The sequence below is a fragment of the Vibrio sp. 10N.222.48.A3 genome, assembly GCF_041475345.1.
In the GTDB taxonomy this organism is placed as follows: domain Bacteria; phylum Pseudomonadota; class Gammaproteobacteria; order Enterobacterales; family Vibrionaceae; genus Vibrio; species Vibrio tasmaniensis_A.
In genome coordinates this window covers 1-15,648 of the sequence record NZ_JBFRVX010000020.1, presented here as the reverse complement: position 1 = coordinate 15,648, position 15,648 = coordinate 1, and the positions used below count along the sequence as shown (strand labels likewise).

The 15,648-nt window shown below is 45.0% G+C and carries 14 protein-coding genes; 4 read left to right on the top strand and 10 right to left on the bottom strand.

The window, feature by feature from the left end; translation table 11 throughout:
• Positions 1–247: 247 nt before the first annotated feature.
• The 9 genes from AB4653_RS00845 to pilM all read right to left on the bottom strand — a co-directional run bounded on the left by AB4653_RS00845 (position 248) and on the right by pilM (position 9,069).
• Positions 248–1,108, bottom strand: a complete 861-nt coding sequence (locus AB4653_RS00845) for a Dam family site-specific DNA-(adenine-N6)-methyltransferase (RefSeq protein ID WP_009848910.1) — start codon at positions 1,106–1,108, stop codon at positions 248–250.
• A gap of 69 nt (positions 1,109–1,177) precedes the next feature.
• Entirely contained in the window at positions 1,178–2,695 is a 1,518-nt protein-coding gene (locus AB4653_RS00840) for an SPOR domain-containing protein (RefSeq protein WP_009848909.1), read from the bottom strand.
• 79 nt (positions 2,696–2,774) lie between these two features.
• The gene (aroB, locus tag AB4653_RS00835) at positions 2,775–3,863 is read right to left on the bottom strand and encodes a 3-dehydroquinate synthase (protein WP_009848908.1); all 1,089 of its coding nucleotides are present in this window, start codon (positions 3,861–3,863) and stop codon (positions 2,775–2,777) included.
• Positions 3,864–3,887: 24 nt separating this feature from the next.
• Positions 3,888–4,406 (bottom strand): shikimate kinase AroK, encoded by a 519-nt coding sequence (gene aroK, locus AB4653_RS00830; RefSeq protein WP_009848907.1) that lies wholly within the window; start codon positions 4,404–4,406, stop codon positions 3,888–3,890.
• Between the two features lie 176 nt (positions 4,407–4,582).
• Entirely contained in the window at positions 4,583–6,301 is a 1,719-nt protein-coding gene (locus AB4653_RS00825) for a type IV pilus secretin PilQ (RefSeq protein ID WP_102258060.1), read from the bottom strand.
• 35 nt (positions 6,302–6,336) lie between these two features.
• The gene (locus AB4653_RS00820; protein WP_009848905.1) at positions 6,337–6,855 is read right to left on the bottom strand and encodes a pilus assembly protein PilP; all 519 of its coding nucleotides are present in this window, start codon (positions 6,853–6,855) and stop codon (positions 6,337–6,339) included.
• Positions 6,842–7,453 (bottom strand): type 4a pilus biogenesis protein PilO, encoded by a 612-nt coding sequence (locus AB4653_RS00815; protein ID WP_009848904.1) that lies wholly within the window; start codon positions 7,451–7,453, stop codon positions 6,842–6,844. Before AB4653_RS00815 ends, AB4653_RS00820 begins: the two co-directional genes overlap by 14 nt.
• Positions 7,446–8,060, bottom strand: coding sequence for a PilN domain-containing protein (locus AB4653_RS00810; protein WP_009848903.1), 615 nt, complete (start codon positions 8,058–8,060; stop codon positions 7,446–7,448). The genes AB4653_RS00815 and AB4653_RS00810 overlap by 8 nt, the downstream gene beginning before the upstream one ends.
• On the bottom strand, positions 8,044–9,069 hold the full coding sequence (pilM, locus tag AB4653_RS00805; protein WP_009848902.1) for a type IV pilus assembly protein PilM: 1,026 nt from the start codon (positions 9,067–9,069) through the stop codon (positions 8,044–8,046). The genes AB4653_RS00810 and pilM overlap by 17 nt, the downstream gene beginning before the upstream one ends.
• A gap of 151 nt (positions 9,070–9,220) precedes the next feature.
• Between pilM and AB4653_RS00800 the strand changes: the two genes are divergently transcribed.
• Entirely contained in the window at positions 9,221–11,779 is a 2,559-nt protein-coding gene (locus AB4653_RS00800; RefSeq protein WP_032555356.1) for a penicillin-binding protein 1A, read from the top strand.
• A gap of 107 nt (positions 11,780–11,886) precedes the next feature.
• Here the strand turns inward: AB4653_RS00800 and oxyR are convergent, their stop codons facing one another.
• Complete coding sequence (oxyR, locus tag AB4653_RS00795; RefSeq protein ID WP_009848900.1) at positions 11,887–12,780, bottom strand: DNA-binding transcriptional regulator OxyR; 894 nt, start codon at positions 12,778–12,780, stop codon at positions 11,887–11,889.
• Here oxyR and AB4653_RS00790 point away from each other — a divergent pair.
• The 3 genes from AB4653_RS00790 to AB4653_RS00780 all read left to right on the top strand — a co-directional run bounded on the left by AB4653_RS00790 (position 12,779) and on the right by AB4653_RS00780 (position 15,503).
• On the top strand, positions 12,779–12,958 hold the full coding sequence (locus AB4653_RS00790; RefSeq protein WP_017099997.1) for a hypothetical protein: 180 nt from the start codon (positions 12,779–12,781) through the stop codon (positions 12,956–12,958). The genes oxyR and AB4653_RS00790 overlap by 2 nt on opposite strands.
• A 44-nt stretch (positions 12,959–13,002) precedes the next feature.
• On the top strand, positions 13,003–13,731 hold the full coding sequence (locus AB4653_RS00785) for a glutathione peroxidase (RefSeq protein ID WP_009848898.1): 729 nt from the start codon (positions 13,003–13,005) through the stop codon (positions 13,729–13,731).
• Positions 13,732–14,036: 305 nt separating this feature from the next.
• Positions 14,037–15,503 carry a dihydrolipoyl dehydrogenase gene (locus tag AB4653_RS00780; RefSeq protein WP_009848897.1) on the top strand — a complete coding sequence of 489 codons (1,467 nt, stop codon included), beginning with the start codon at positions 14,037–14,039 and terminating at the stop codon, positions 15,501–15,503.
• Positions 15,504–15,648: the final 145 nt, after the last annotated feature.

Here is a 15,648-nt window from a genome sequence, read left to right as displayed (position 1 = left end):
TCACCAAGACGAGCAAAATCTGCAGACAAAATCGATGGAGCGATTAGAAAATCTTTCATACCAAACCTCTTAAGAGTGAGTAAATTGCGAATATCACCGCCTTGTGACCTCTCATACACAAGTACAAGACTCAATCCCAAGACTATTTGGTGTGCAATTCTACCTAAGCACCTAAGCAGATCCTAGCAGTTCGAAAGATTAGTTTAAGAAAGTACCCGTGGGTCACTCAATTTAATGAGTTCGAGGATTATGCTGACGACGGCAATTCTGTTGAAGCGTGTTGCTGGTTTTTCTCTTTATGGAAAAGCGCCAGTAACTCATCAACTTTATTGCGCCCTGCGCCATTCCGGCTAATGGTGCGTTTCACCTTGACCACGTTCAGTTCCGCACCATGGTATAAACGGCGCGTTAAGGTGGTGTCATGGTTTGAAATCAAGACAGGAATATCGCGTTCCATCGCCGCTTTTTCAGCGACATCCGCCAGTGCAGCTTGGTCATCTAAGCTAAAACCATTACCTGCGTAAGAGGTAAAGTTAGCCGTGTTCGACAGCGGTGCGTATGGAGGATCACAGTAAACCACGCAACCTTTGCGCGCGCGGCTAAAGGTTTCATGGTATCCCTCACAGACGAAGGTGGCTTTTTTCGCTTTCTCAGCAAAAAACTCTAGCTCGGCTTCAGGGAAATAAGGTTTTTTATAAGAACCAAACGGAACGTTAAAACCGCCCTTCTTGTTGTAACGACACAAGCCATTGAAGCCAAATCGGTTCATGTACAAGAAAGCTAACGAGCGATACATAACGTTATCTGTACCATTGAACTCAGCGCGAACATCTAAGAACACTTCTCTACGGTTATTCTCCGGACAGAACCAACGCTTCGCTTCAGTGATATAGGTTTCAGGATCGGTTTTAAGTAGATTGTATAGGTTGATAAGATCAGGATTAATATCTGCAAGTAGGTACTGTTCAAAATCAGTATTCAGAAATACTGATCCGGCACCGACAAACGGTTCTACCAATTTACGAGCAGGTGGCAGGTGACGTTGGATGTCTTCAACTAGGCCATATTTACCACCAGCCCATTTTAGAAAGGCACGCTGCTTTTTCATTTACTGCTCTATCTATCAACTCAAAAATAAGGCTGCGGAATGTAACATATTTTGAGGCTAAGCTCAGGGTTATTTCGCACGTTCTATCTCTCGATGCACTTGATTCATCGATTTTGCCCAAGGTTCCAACTGTTGAAGTGGTTTTGATAACGCACTTGCCGCATCTCGCGCCACTTGAATCGTTGGGTAATCTTGATAAGTGATAATAAACCACTTGGTGTCGTTACGAAGTGTTGGGTAAATACGAACCTTGTTCTCAAGCTCATACTCTTCAATGAAAGATTGTACATCTTCCAATGATGTCATCGCACTCAACTGCAGGGTATAAGCGCGCGGCGAGATAGCTTGTAGCTCTTCGCGTGCAAATGAAAATGTGATTTTTTTTATCGGAGGTGCTGATTGTGTTAGCTCTGAACCTTCATTCGTTGCCGGCAATGACTCACGTTCCACAACATCAGGCTGCGGGATAACGACTGCATCTGTCTTTTCTTCAACTACAGCTTCAATTGCACTGGTATCAACACTCTCAGGTTTATCATCAAGCAAAGCATCGACCACATCAGAGGTGATCACCACACGTTGCTGGTCTTGTTCTACCTGACCAACACTGGCTGTCTCTTCAACCACGACCGGCGGCAGAGAAGAGCTGTCATCGTCAGCACCTTGATAACTCATATCAACTTCGGCTTCAGAATCGACAGTTCCGTCGATTGTGGCTTGCTCAGTTACATTTTCCACTTCCAACGTTGGAATAACTGTCTGCTCAATAGGGGCGATAATAGATTGCGCTTTATCGTCAGGCGTTGGTTGATTAAACATCCACCAGTAACCGCCGCCGATAACAAGCAACAACAACGCCACCACAATCGCAATATTGATAGGTGAACCAATGATTGAGCGAATAATAATCCTTTTTTCCACTTTCAATTCTCCTAAGGCTATTAGCTCACCGGGCAAAGGTTGCGCTTTTTTAAATGCATTTCGCACCCGAGATTCTGACTCATCATCGACATATCGAATCACCAGTGACTCAAAGAAATGTTCAGCTTCTGGTTGCGAAAGATCATCGATCTCAAGGGCGATAGGTTTGTGCGGCTGACCGTAACTAAGTCGTGTTAATAGCGTGTCTAGGTGACCAGTTTGCGAGAACAGAACGATATTAATCGTCCATTGAGGGTTTGATTGAGATTCAAGTACCAACATCCATAATTCTGATACCAGTAGCTCAGACAGTCGGTGGGCGTCATCAATGACAATAAGCACATTACACGTATCTCCATCCAGCAACCTAGCAAGGCTATCAGATAAAGAATCATGTTGATTAAAGAGTGGGTCAGAAACAATCTGACTAAGAATAAGTGCGCGGCGCTGTTGATCGTCTTGGCTTGGGTGACAAAGCAGTAAACACTGATTTTTTTCTGTCGACCATGCTTCAAGATAACGCTGAGCTAACCAAGATCGGCCAGAACCCGTTTTACCAGCAACATTTACAAAGTTTGAACCAAAGTTAGTTAAAAGCTGTAAACGCTCTAGCAACTCAACTTGAGACTCTAACTCCAATACTCTTAAATCATGAGCCAAACTCATTGGGGATCCCTACTGATAAGTTCGATCTGTAAAGCGCTTGAGTTGCCTAGAGTTTAGCTAGGCAACCTCACAACCGAATTTAAAGAGTACGGCAGAAATCAATCGCTTGTTTAATGATGTCTTGAGGTACATCAGCAACCACTTCAGCAGTACCAATACTTGTTGGTAATACCAGACGCAACTGACCAGACAGCACTTTTTTATCGCGCATCATGTGCTTCATAAAGTCTTCAAAAGACATGCTTTCTGGCGTATGGATTGGTAGTTTCGCATTCTTGAGTATAGAAATAATTCGCTCAAGTTGCTGCTGAGAAATCAGTCCCTGTAATTGGGCGGTTTTTGCTGCCATTACAGTGCCTGACGACACAGCTTCACCATGTAGCCAATTACCATAGCCTAGTTCTGCTTCAATCGCATGACCAAATGTATGACCTAGGTTCAATAACGCTCTGATTCCTGACTCTTTTTCATCGATAGCAACCACTTCAGCCTTAATTGCACAACAACGAGCAATCGCGGTAATCAGTGCGTCTTCATCAAGTTGATACAGTTTCTCTAGATTCTGTTCCAACCAGCCAAAAAAGGCTTCATCGTAAATGATGCCGTATTTGATCACCTCAGCCATGCCCGCTGCAAACTCACGCTCTGGAAGCGTTGATAGGCAGTTAGTATCGATGATGACAGATTTTGGTTGGTAAAAAGCGCCGATCATATTCTTGCCAAGGGGATGGTTCACTGCAGTTTTACCACCCACAGAGGAGTCCACTTGAGAAAGAAGGGTCGTCGGGATTTGAATGAAATCAATACCGCGCTGGTAGCAAGAGGCAGCAAAACCGACCAAATCACCGATAACACCACCACCCAAAGCAATCACCACCACATCGCGGCTGTAATTTCCTTCAAGCATGTAGCTCATCACTGAGTTGAACGTTTCAAGTGTTTTGTATTGCTCACCGTCTGGCAACTCTAAAAGAGATGTCTGACAGCCGACTTGATCCAATAGCGATAAAATTTTATCAGCATAAAGAGGCGCTACTGTCACATTACTGATAACAACAACTTTCTGCTTACCTGATAAAAAAGAAAGGTACGCCGGGTCTTCAAATAACCCGGCGCCAATAGAGATAGGGTAGCTACGCTCAGCTAGATTGACCGTAATCCGTTCCATGGGTTTGCTCTCCGAAAAATGAACTTAACGTTCTTCTAGCATTTTTACGATCTGGTTGGCTACCACTTTTGCACTTTGGTCGTCAGTACGAACTGTGTAGTCCGCCACTTCTTCGTATAGTGCGTTGCGAGATACAGCTAGATCTTCTAGCACATCACGCGGGTTGTCTGTTTGAAGTAGAGGGCGTTTCTTGTCGCGGTTAGTGCGAGCAAGTTGCTTTTCAATTGTTGTCTCTAGGTATACAACAATGCCTCGTGCAGATAGACGGTTACGGTTTTCTTTGCTCAGCACTGAACCACCACCTGTCGCAAGAACAATACCTTGTTCTTCTGTCAGATCGTTGATTACAGATTCTTCGCGCTTACGGAAACCATCTTCGCCCTCAACATCAAAAACCCATGCGATGTCTGCGCCAGTGCGCTCTTCGATCACAGTGTCAGAGTCTAGAAACTCCATATGAAGTTGGGAAGCTAGGTGTCTACCAATTGTACTTTTGCCGGCGCCCATTGGGCCAACAAGAAAAATATTGCGTTTCTCAGCCATGTTTTTAGCAGTAATTTACAACGTTAATTCAATGACATCGCCACAAGGTAGGTCAGTACAAGTACTGAAATTAAAAGGCCCGTGGCACCGATTCCTCACAGATAATTCGTGATAAGACCCGAAATTATCAAGGTTAGGTGCCACTAATGCAACTTTATTTTTAATCTAATTGCTCATTACTGAATCACAACTTTAGGTGTAACAAAAATAAGTAGTTCACTTTTGCCTACATTTTCATAGCTACGACGGAACAATGCGCCAAGAACAGGAAGGTCTCCTAACAGTGGAACTTTATCAACTTGGCTGCTCACACTGTGTTGAAAAATACCACCTAACACGACCGTTTCACCATTATTAACAAGTACTTGCGTTCCAATTCTTTGCGTATCAATAGCGACAGCTTCACCGGTGCCGGTTTTCACCACTTGCCCCGGCCTATCTTGAGTCACGCTCAAATCCAATACCAAACGATTGTCGGGTGTGATCTGCGGAGTCACCTTGAGACTCAATACCGCTTTCTTAAATGCGACTGAAGTAGCACCACTTGAAGAAGACTCTAAATAAGGGATTTCAGTACCTTGCTCAATATAAGCGGGTTTTTTATTGGTGGTAATTAAGCGTGGGCTAGAAATAATCTCTGCTTTCGACTCTTGTTGCAGTGCTGACAATTCAAGATCAAGCAAGGTATCAGAACCCAGCTTGGCTACCTGAAACGCAATACTCGACGCGCTCGGGGAAGTTGCTCCTAAATTAACGTTGAGGAAATCGTCAATCGCACTATTCCCACCATTATCGTCATACGGTGTAATTTGCGATGGATGGTTGCCCTCTATCGAGCCGCCAACTTTGAAGCTTCCGTTGGTCGAGGAAACGCCCCAACGCACTCCTAGTTCATCAAGATTACCCTCAGTAACAGTGACAATACGTGCTTCTATCTGAACTTGCTTCACGGGAATGTCTAGCGATTCAATAATACCTCGTATCACCGCAATGTTTTCTTCCAATTCACGGATCAACAGGGAGTTAGTTCGCTCATCAATGGTAATCGAGCCTCGCTCGGACAACATGCTTACCGTCCCTTCCCCACCAATCATGTCGGCAATGTCGGTGGCTTTGGCAAAGTTAATCTTGATGATTTCCGACTTGAGTTCACCTAGCTCTTCTTCCAAACGAGATTTCTCTAGCGCTTGTTGCTCTCTAAGGTCGAGCTCAGCTTTAGGTGCCACCAAGATAACGTTGCCATCAACACGCTTATCCAACCCCTTAACTTGCAAGATAATGTCGAGAACTTGCTGCCAAGGCACACCATCTAAACGTAAAGTCAGATTACCCGTGACTGAATCAGAAACAACGAGATTGAAATCGTTGTAATCAGCAATAAGCTGCAAAACATTACGTACAGGGATATCTTGGAAGTTAATCGATATCACCTTGCCTTCTTTTTCTAAAACATTTTTCTCTATTGTCACTTCATCAATAGTAGGCCTACTGATCATTACCTCAATAAAGCGACCTTTTAAGTTGTATTCATATTGATAGTCACCAGCGATCGTTGCCAACAATCGCGTACTGGGCGTTTCCTTATACACCTCAATACCTTCAACTGAGGTCGCGAAGTCCTTCACATCCAGGAGGTAAAGCTTATCGTCATTCACCTGAGTATTGAGTAACTCGATACTTAAACCTTCCTGAGCACGTTGAACATCCACCACAGCAGTGCTGGTTGCCAATTCGATAATGATGACGGCGTCTTTCTCCTTGTTGACCCTAAAATCAATATTTTCCAATTGATTTGGCAAGCTCTCGGCATAGCTGAACACGCTAACCACCAACATCACAGACACAGCAAAACCTTGTAGAGCCTTGCTCACTAATCCACTTATTCCTTTAATCATATTTACATCTCATATCCACATCATGTGACATTGGTTTACTTCAGAGCGAGCCTAACGTTGCGCTTATGCCAACAACCTAAACCATCTGGAAGAGTTTCATTAATCTGTACATACTGGCTCGTCACCTTAGTAACTCGACCATTGTTTAAGCCAATAAACTGACCTTTTTTCACATTGACCACGTTCCCTTTTGGGGTTTGTACTAACCCTGAAACGCTTGTTCCACTGCCCATTACGCCTCTTAAACGCAGCTTACTCAGCGGGTATTTTTCTAACTTGCCAATACGAGAACGAGCGTTCGGCTGCCAACAGTCTTTCTTCACCAAGGGTTGATTTTGAACCATGGCTTCTTTAGGAAGTTCAAAGGGAGGGCGAAAGGCGTGGCGTTGATAAGTTGCGGCTAAGAACTCCGTTTCTGGGACAAGTTTTTCTACCTCTTTTCTCGCCTTAGCTTCAACTTGCCTCACAAAATCTTCTAACGAATCCTGACTGGCTTTACAGCCTGAAAGCACAAGCAGTAACAATAGGGACAAAAGGACGCTACTGAATTTCATCATTCACCTCCGATTTAAACTGATAGGTGTAAGCTCGAACCCTGAAATGTAGCGTGCTGCTTTCTTGACTGACTCGCTGCCAATTCACATCATCGAAGCTAATAATGCGTGGCAGTTTTGCGATGGCCGCGGAGAAATCGCCAATCTCATGGTAATCACCGGTTAGCTCAATATTGAGGGGTAACCGATAGAGGAATTCCTTGTTCTGCTTTTGACCCCAATCAATGCGCGTAAAGGTCAGCGCATTATCCAAACCAAGTTCATTCACTGAGGCCAACATACTGGCGAGCTCTTTTTGCACGGGCAGCTGCTCTAACAGATAATCGTAACGGCTAGTCAGCTCATCCAACTGACTCTGAAGCTTAGGCAAAGCCGCAACCTTGTTCGCTTTTATCCTTAACGTTGCTTTCAAAGTCTGCTCTTGCTGCTTCATCTGCTGCAGTTCATCGTCTAAAGGCAGTACATACAACCAAGTCCCAACACCTTGGATTAATATCATCAGCAACAGAATAACGAGCAGTTGGGGCAACAACGGCCATTCGGTGATCTCATCAGCATCGAGATCTTGCCAGCTAATCCTACTTTTAAGGTTAGCCATGATTTGTCCCCTTCTCTTTTCTGCTCGCGGTTGCGCTCTCTGCGGTTGTGTTTTCTAAAGAAACAGGGCTAAACACAAAAGAGACCTTGAAGGTCTGAAACTCTTTATTGAAGCGCTTTCGGTTATGGATAATAGAGTGCATCTCGACCCTTTTAAGAGAATCAGAACGCTCTAGATTGTCCAACATTGTGGCGAGGCGAGCCGTACTGTCGCTGATACCTGCCATCTCAATCTCCTGACCATTCATCTTTATCTTGTCGACATACACGCCCTCAGGAATCAGCTCCGGCATTAGATTCATAAAGTCGGTGGTCTTATTACGGCCAAGCTGCAAAGATTCCACCACATCAAGTCGAGTCAGAATGGCTTTGTGTTCTTGTTCTGCAACTTTTAACGATTGAATTTGTCGGTCGAGCTCGGCAATGTATTGATTAAGATAATTGAGGCGAGCTTGCTGTTTGGCTTGTTGAACCTGAAAATAGTGACCAACCGCCCATTGCCCTGTAAGTGCAATGATGACGCCAAGAATGACTAGGTGGATAAAGCGCTTCTTGTGTTGAGCGCGAATCTCATCACGCCACGGCAGTAGATTAATTTGATGCAACATGCTTTTCTCCCTGCCACTTGAGTCCACTCATCGCCATACCCGCGGCAATCCCAAACAGTTGCCAGTCCACAGGCAATCGGTGCCGCTTCGACACCTTATTCTCAAATAACGATAAAGGATTGAGCGATTCACAACTCATCTGAAAATGGCGCTCTAGATCTTCAACTACCATCGGAATGCTGGCCCCTTCGCCCATCAGCCAGATCCCGGATATCGGCTCAAGTGCATTCACTGAGGAATAGAGTTGCAACTGTCGCTTAAGCTTTTCAGCCAAATTGACAATAAACCGATGTGTCTCCTCTGCGTTGCCGAACACACCTTCTGTATAACTCGGGCTGTCAGTGCCGCGAAGATCTTGAGTACCAAAGGCGATGTCTTTATAGAAAGGTGCTGAATCCTGCGGGATAATGCCTAACGACGTTTGGTCAACTCCCACGTCCACCAGCAACCAGTTACTTTTTTCAGGATAAAGGCGTGAAGCCAACTGCCAAATATTGAGCAGACCATGTGCTTGGGTGTCGATGACAACAGGTTTAAATCCGGCTTTATTTAAAGCATCCGCTCGACTGTCTACAACTTCCTTACGAGTCGCATATATCTGATAGCTACTTGTCGATCCTTTACCAAATCGTTTGTCTTCCAGCTTTACAAAATCTAAACTCAGCTCCTCGATAGGAAAGGGAGATTGATGAGCAAAGGTTTGATAGATAGAAAACTCCTTTTCTCTGTCTTCTAAGTCACTCTCTATTTGCAGTACTTTGCTGATCACCGTGTTATCGGGTACCGAAATGGCGACGTTGCGACAGCCAAAAGGCAGTCCTTTCCTAAGTTCTTTAAGTTTCTTAACAGTTTTCTGATACTCCAAAGTATGGTTAGCTGTAAAAATGTCGTCCGAAATCGGCAGCTCTTTGTATCCCACTAGGGCATACAACTCCCCCACGGGTTTTAGTACCACGGCTTTGATGCTGTGATGATTTATATCTATACCTGTAATTAATGATGAACCCATGTGACCTAGCTCCTGAAGTGCCAAGCATTTCGTTGATTATCTAGGGGTTGTGATTATTAGTTAAATAAGCGTTAATAAACGAAAGCTAAGTTTTTAACCTAGAGTACAAGGGTTTGCTGCTTATCAGCCTTAACTAATCAGGGATTATCCGGTGAAGTTCATAAAGCGATTATTCATATTTACATTGATTTGCATGATTCTTGGAGTCAGTACAATTTTCGGGTTTTACTATTACGTAAAACCAGAGTTACCTGATGTTGCCACTTTGCGTGACGTAGAACTCCAAACGCCAATGCAAGTCTTCAGTCAAGACGGTAAATTGATCTCTCAATTTGGTGAAAAGCGTCGTAATCCCGTGACTTATGACGAGATTCCTCGCCACCTAGTTGAAGCTTTGATTGCTACCGAAGATAGCCGCTTCTACGAGCACCCTGGTATTGATCCAATTGGTATCACTCGAGCAGCACTCGTGGTTGCTATGTCCGGTTCAGCCAAACAAGGGGCAAGTACCATTACTCAGCAGCTTGCGCGTAACTTCTTCTTATCTAATGAGAAAAAGATCATGCGTAAAATCAAAGAGATCTTCATTGCGATCCACATAGAGCAACTTCTGAGTAAAGAAGAAATCATGGAGCTTTACGTAAACAAGATCTTCCTTGGTCACCGTTCATATGGTTTCGGCGCAGCAGCGCGTGTTTATTTTGGTAAGGATCTTCCTGAACTCACTTTAAGTGAATTGGCAACGCTTGCGGGCATGCCCAAAGCACCTTCAACTATGAACCCTATTTATTCTGTTGAGCGTGCGACCAACCGTCGTAACGTGGTGTTACGTCGTATGCTAGACGAAAAATACATCACTCAATCAGAGTACGATGACGCTCGCAGTGAAGAACTTATCTCGAAATATCACGGTGCCGAGATTGAACTGAGCGCGCCGTATGTAGCAGAAGTTGCACGAGCTTGGATGGTTGAACGCTATGGTGAAGCCGCTTACACATCAGGCATGAAGGTTTACACGACCGTTGATTCAAAACTGCAAAAAGCAGCGAACCAAGCCGCGATTAAGAACCTACTCGGCTACGATGAGCGTCACGGTTACCGTGGTGCTGAAAAAGTATTATGGCAAACGGCGCAATCAGCTTGGGATCATGAACAAATCGTTAAGCACCTTAAATCTCAACCAACCTATGGTGACTTAGTACCAGCAGTTGTAACCGCTGTTGATTCGAAAAGCGCTCAAGTTTGGGTTAAGAACCAAGGTGAAGGCACTATCGAGTGGCAAGGCATGAATTGGGCGCGTAAATTCCTAACGGACAACCGCCAAGGTCCAGCGCCTTCTCAAGCGAAAGAGATTTTGGCTGTGGGTGAGCAAATTTGGGTTCGCCATGAAGCAGTAACAGGCGATGAAGTATCTGAAGAGCCTACCGAAGAAACAACAACTGAACCTGAAACACCGATTGTATGGCGACTAAGCCAAGTACCGAATGCGAACACCGCATTTGTTGCAATGAACCCGAACAACGGCGCGGTATTGTCAATGGTGGGTGGCTTTAACTTTGTACACAACAAGTTCAACCGTGCAACGCAATCTATTCGTCAGGTGGGTTCTGGTATCAAACCATTTATCTACTCAGCAGCGATTGAGAAAGGCTTAACGCTAGCCTCACTGATCAACGATGCGCCTATCAATCAATGGGATAAGAGCCAAGGCACGGCATGGCGACCAAAGAACTCACCACCGACCTATGTGGGTCCAACTCGTTTACGTATTGGCTTAGCTCAATCTAAAAACGTAATGGCAGTACGTGTACTGCGCGAAGTGGGCTTGGATGATACTCGTAACTACCTAACTCGATTTGGTTTTGATATTGACGAAGTACCGCGCTCTGAAACCATTGCTCTGGGTGCGGGTAGCTTAACGCCAATGAAGGTAGCTCAAGGTTACTCAGTATTCGCTAATGGCGGCTACTACGTTGAACCTTTCTACATCAGCCGCATTGAAACACCATTTGGTGAGACTGAATTCCAAGCGACACCGAAAGTAGTGTGTAAAGACGATTGCCAACAGCCAATGACCTCAGATTCAATGGCTGATGAGTTTGCCGAGCAAGATGTGGATGCCCAAGTACAGTACGCACCCCAAGTGATCACTGAGCAGAACGCGTTCCTTGTTCGTGAAATGATGTACAGCAATATCTGGGGCGGCGGTGACTGGAGTGCTGGCACAGGCTGGAATGGTACAGGTTGGCGTGCTCAACCGCTGAAGCGTCGCGATATTGGCGGAAAAACCGGTACCACCAATGACTCGAAAGATACTTGGTACAGCGGTTACGGCCCTGGCATGGTTGCAACGGTATGGGTTGGCTTTGACAACCACAACCGTAACCTAGGTCGAACCAAAGCGAACTCTAACCTTGGTAAAAATCAAATTACAGGTGCAGAAGCGGGCGCTAAAACAGCAGAGCCGGCATGGGTTGATTTCATGGGCACAGCGTTAGCGGGTGTTCCGGCACAACGTAAAGAGCTTCCAGAAAATATCGTTCGCGTTCGTATCGACCGTGAAACTGGCTTACTGACCAACAAGTTTGATAGCTCATCAATGTTCGAGTATTTCGAGAAAGGCACTGAGCCAACCGAGTACATTACTGAACGTTTCAATGATGACATCTACTCAACGTCATCAGGTGAAGCAGTAGAAGAGCTGTTCTAGTTAGGGTTTGTTGAACCAAGTAACATGAACCAACAAAAAGGGTTGATATGTATTCATATCAACCCTTTTTTTGTGTCTATAATCAGAGCTATCTACGATTTAAATTACTAAACAGCTTTATCTAATTGAGTTCGGATAGCCTCAGCCAATTGCTCAAAGCGCCCCTTTAACGGAGAGCCCGGTCGGTAGGCAACAACAATGCGACGTGAAGGTGTTGGGTTCACCGCTGGAACGTAACACACACCATCTTTCTGTTTTTCCTTCGGTACCGATAGCTGAGGAAGCAAGGTAATACCTGCCCCTGCCGCCACCATGTTACGCAGCGTTTCTAAGCTGGTCGCTTTAAAGCGCTCATCATCTTTTGCACCCGCAGCAAAACAGAAGCCTAAGGCTTGGTCTCGCAAGCAGTGGCCATCGCCCAGTGCAAGTACGGTTTGTCCATTTAACTGCAGCATATCAACAGTGTCTTGCTTAGCCCACTCATGATCACACGGTACTGCGACGCTTAACGGTTCGTTATACACATCAATCTCTTTGAACGCCGCCGTTTCATCAACTGCAGCCAATACCAAACAATCAAGCTTGCCATCTTCAAGTTGACTCACTAGCTGATGGGTCTGCGCTTCATGCAGGTAAAGCTCAAGATCGGGAAAGCTATCTTTAAGATGAGGAATGATCTTAGGTAAAATATAAGGGCCAACGGTCGGAATAAAACCAATGTGCATCGGCCCCGTCATCGCTTCACCGTGTCCACTCGCCATATCTTTAAAAGTTTTCACTTCATTGAGAATACGCTTGGCTTGTTCAACAAGTTGTAACCCTGATTCTGTAAATATTACCTTCCTTGGACTACGCTCGGTTAACTGAAGTCCAATTTCATCTTCTAGTTTGCGTATTTGACCGCTTAGTGTCGGCTGACTGACAAAGCACGCTTCTGCCGCTTTTCGGAAGTGTTTATGCTCTGCGAGCGCCACCAAGTATTCAAAGTCACGAATGTTCATGATCAGTCTCTTACCTCAGGTTTTAATAAGAACAAGGGTTCTAATAGAAACATTTAAAAGAAAAATGCTCTTGATAGAATTTACCTATCAAAACCATAACATCAAACGATTAGAGCTATCAAAGGATTTGTCTAATAATGGGCTCAACGAAACGAAACAGAGCAAAGAAAAACGTTAAGCTCTGATAGAACAAAATTCAAAATACTATTTAAGGAAATCAATATGTTTGCATCTAAAGAAGGTCAATCAATCCCTCAAGTAACATTCCCAACTCGCCAAGGCGATGCATGGGTTAACGTAACGACGGAAGAGCTATTCAAAGATAAGACAGTTATCGTATTCAGCTTACCAGGTGCGTTTACACCGACATGTTCTTCAAGCCACCTACCTCGTTACAACGAGCTACATTCTGTATTCAAAGATAACGGTGTTGATGACATTCTATGTGTTTCAGTAAACGACACATTCGTAATGAACGCTTGGAAAGCAGACCAAGAAGCTGAAAAAATCACATTCATCCCAGATGGTAACGGTGATTTCACAGACGGTATGGGCATGCTAGTTGAGAAAAACGACATCGGCTTCGGCAAACGTTCATGGCGCTACAGCATGCTGGTTAAAAACGGCGTGGTAGAAAAAATGTTCATCGAAGAAGACGTACCAGGCGACCCGTTCAAGGTTTCTGATGCAGATACTATGCTTAACTACATTGCTCCTGAGCACAAAGAGCAAGAGTCAATCACAGTATTCACTAAGCCAGGCTGTCCTTTCTGTATGAAAGCGAAGCAGAACCTAATCGACAAAGGTTTGAACTACGAAGAAGTAGTACTAGGTAAAGACGCGACAACAGTAAGCCTACGTGCAATCTCTGGTCGCACAACGGTTCCACAAGTATTCATCGGTGGCAAACACATCGGTGGTAGCGAAGAACTTGAAGCTTTCCTAGGTTAATGACTTACCATCGATATAAGCTTAATCGTTAAGTTAACTAAGCAATATCAGCTAACCCACCCTCTTGTGGGTTAGCTATTCCAAACACTCTTATCTGAGCTTTGGAAAAGAATATAGCTTGTGACTCGCCCGTCTTTAACTAACCTATAGTTAGTAACAAGAAGCAGTTAGCAATAAAGGCAGAGCGACAAGCTAAACCTAATAAAACAGAATCACAAAACCTGCCCGTTATCCTGACTCTCAAAAAATCACCAGAGTTGGAGGGGTTCGTTCAAACTAAATTTAGCTATTGCGAGAAAATTATTATGAAACAAGTCAATGTAGATGTAGCAGTTATCGGGGGCGGTACGGCAGGTTTAGGTTCTTACCGCGCTGCAAAAGCACACACTGACAGTGTTGTGATGATTGAAGGCGGCCCTTACGGTACAACCTGTGCTCGTGTTGGTTGTATGCCATCTAAACTGCTTATTGCAGCGGCTGAAAGTGTACACCAAATTGAGAAAGCTCCGGCTTTTGGCGTTCACCCACAAGGGGATATCGTGATTAACGGCCGTGAAGTGATGGACCGAGTGAAGTTTGAACGTGACCGTTTTGTTGGTTTTGTTTTAGAAGGTGTTGATGAAATCCCAGAGCAAGACAAGATCTCTGGCTACGCAAAGTTCTTAGATGACAACACGCTACAAATCGATGACCACACAGTTGTGACGGCTAAGCGTATTGTTATCGCAACAGGTTCTCGCCCTGCATACCCTGCAGTTTGGAATGAACTTGGTGACCGTCTGATCATTAATGATGACGTATTCAGCTGGGATGATTTACCAGAATCAGTGGCGGTATTTGGCCCGGGCGTTATTGGCCTAGAGCTTGGTCAATCACTACACCGCTTGGGTGTGAAAACAAAACTGTTCGGTTTAGGTGGTCAAGTTGGCCCAGTAACCGACCCAGAGATCATGGCTTACGCAGACAAAGCCTTCAATGAAGAGTTCTACCTAGATGCCGACGTGAAAATCGAAAGCATGAAACGCATTACCACAGAATCGGGTGAAGCTCGCGTCGAAATCCAGTTCATCAATAAGCAAGGTGAATTAGAAACTAACATCGTTGAATACGTACTGGCAGCTACAGGCCGTCGCCCTAACACTGATAAGCTTGGCCTAGAAAATACCTCTCTAGAACTTGATGAACGTGGTGTGCCAGTTGCAGACCACTACACGCTACAAACATCGCTACCATCAGTATTTATCGCTGGTGATGCGAGTAACCAACTGCCTCTACTGCATGAAGCAGCAGACCAAGCGCGTATTGCCGGTGACAACGCAGGTCGTTTCCCTGAGATTCGTGCAGGCTTACGCCGCTCTAAAATCTCGGCGGTATTCTCTGACCCGCAAATCGCGATGGTTGGTGAAACGTACAAAGAGATCACCACCCGCCTAGGCACATGTGGCTGTTTCGCAACGGGTGAAGTGTCTTTCGAGAACCAAGGTCGTTCACGAGTGATGCTACGCAACAAAGGTATTCTGCACGTTTACGGCGAGCAAGGTACAGGCCGTTTCCTTGGTGCTGAAATGATGGGACCAAACGCAGAACACTTGGCGCACTTGTTAGCATGGGCACACCAGAACAAGATGACGGTTTCTGAAATGCTAGACATGCCGTTCTACCACCCAGTAATCGAAGAAGGTGTACGAACTGCACTACGTGACCTCAATGCGAAACTGCACCTAGGTCCAGAGATGGTGAAACACTGTCTGGATTGTGGTCCGGGCTGTTAATCTCAGACTATCGTTAGTCAGTTAACAAACGCTAGATACTAAAAAGGAAAGCCATTGGCTTTCCTTTTTGTTTTGGCTAAACGCATCAGCTAATCTAAAGTTAAACTCGTCATTTCAAAACCGAGGGACGAGGTATCTGGAATCT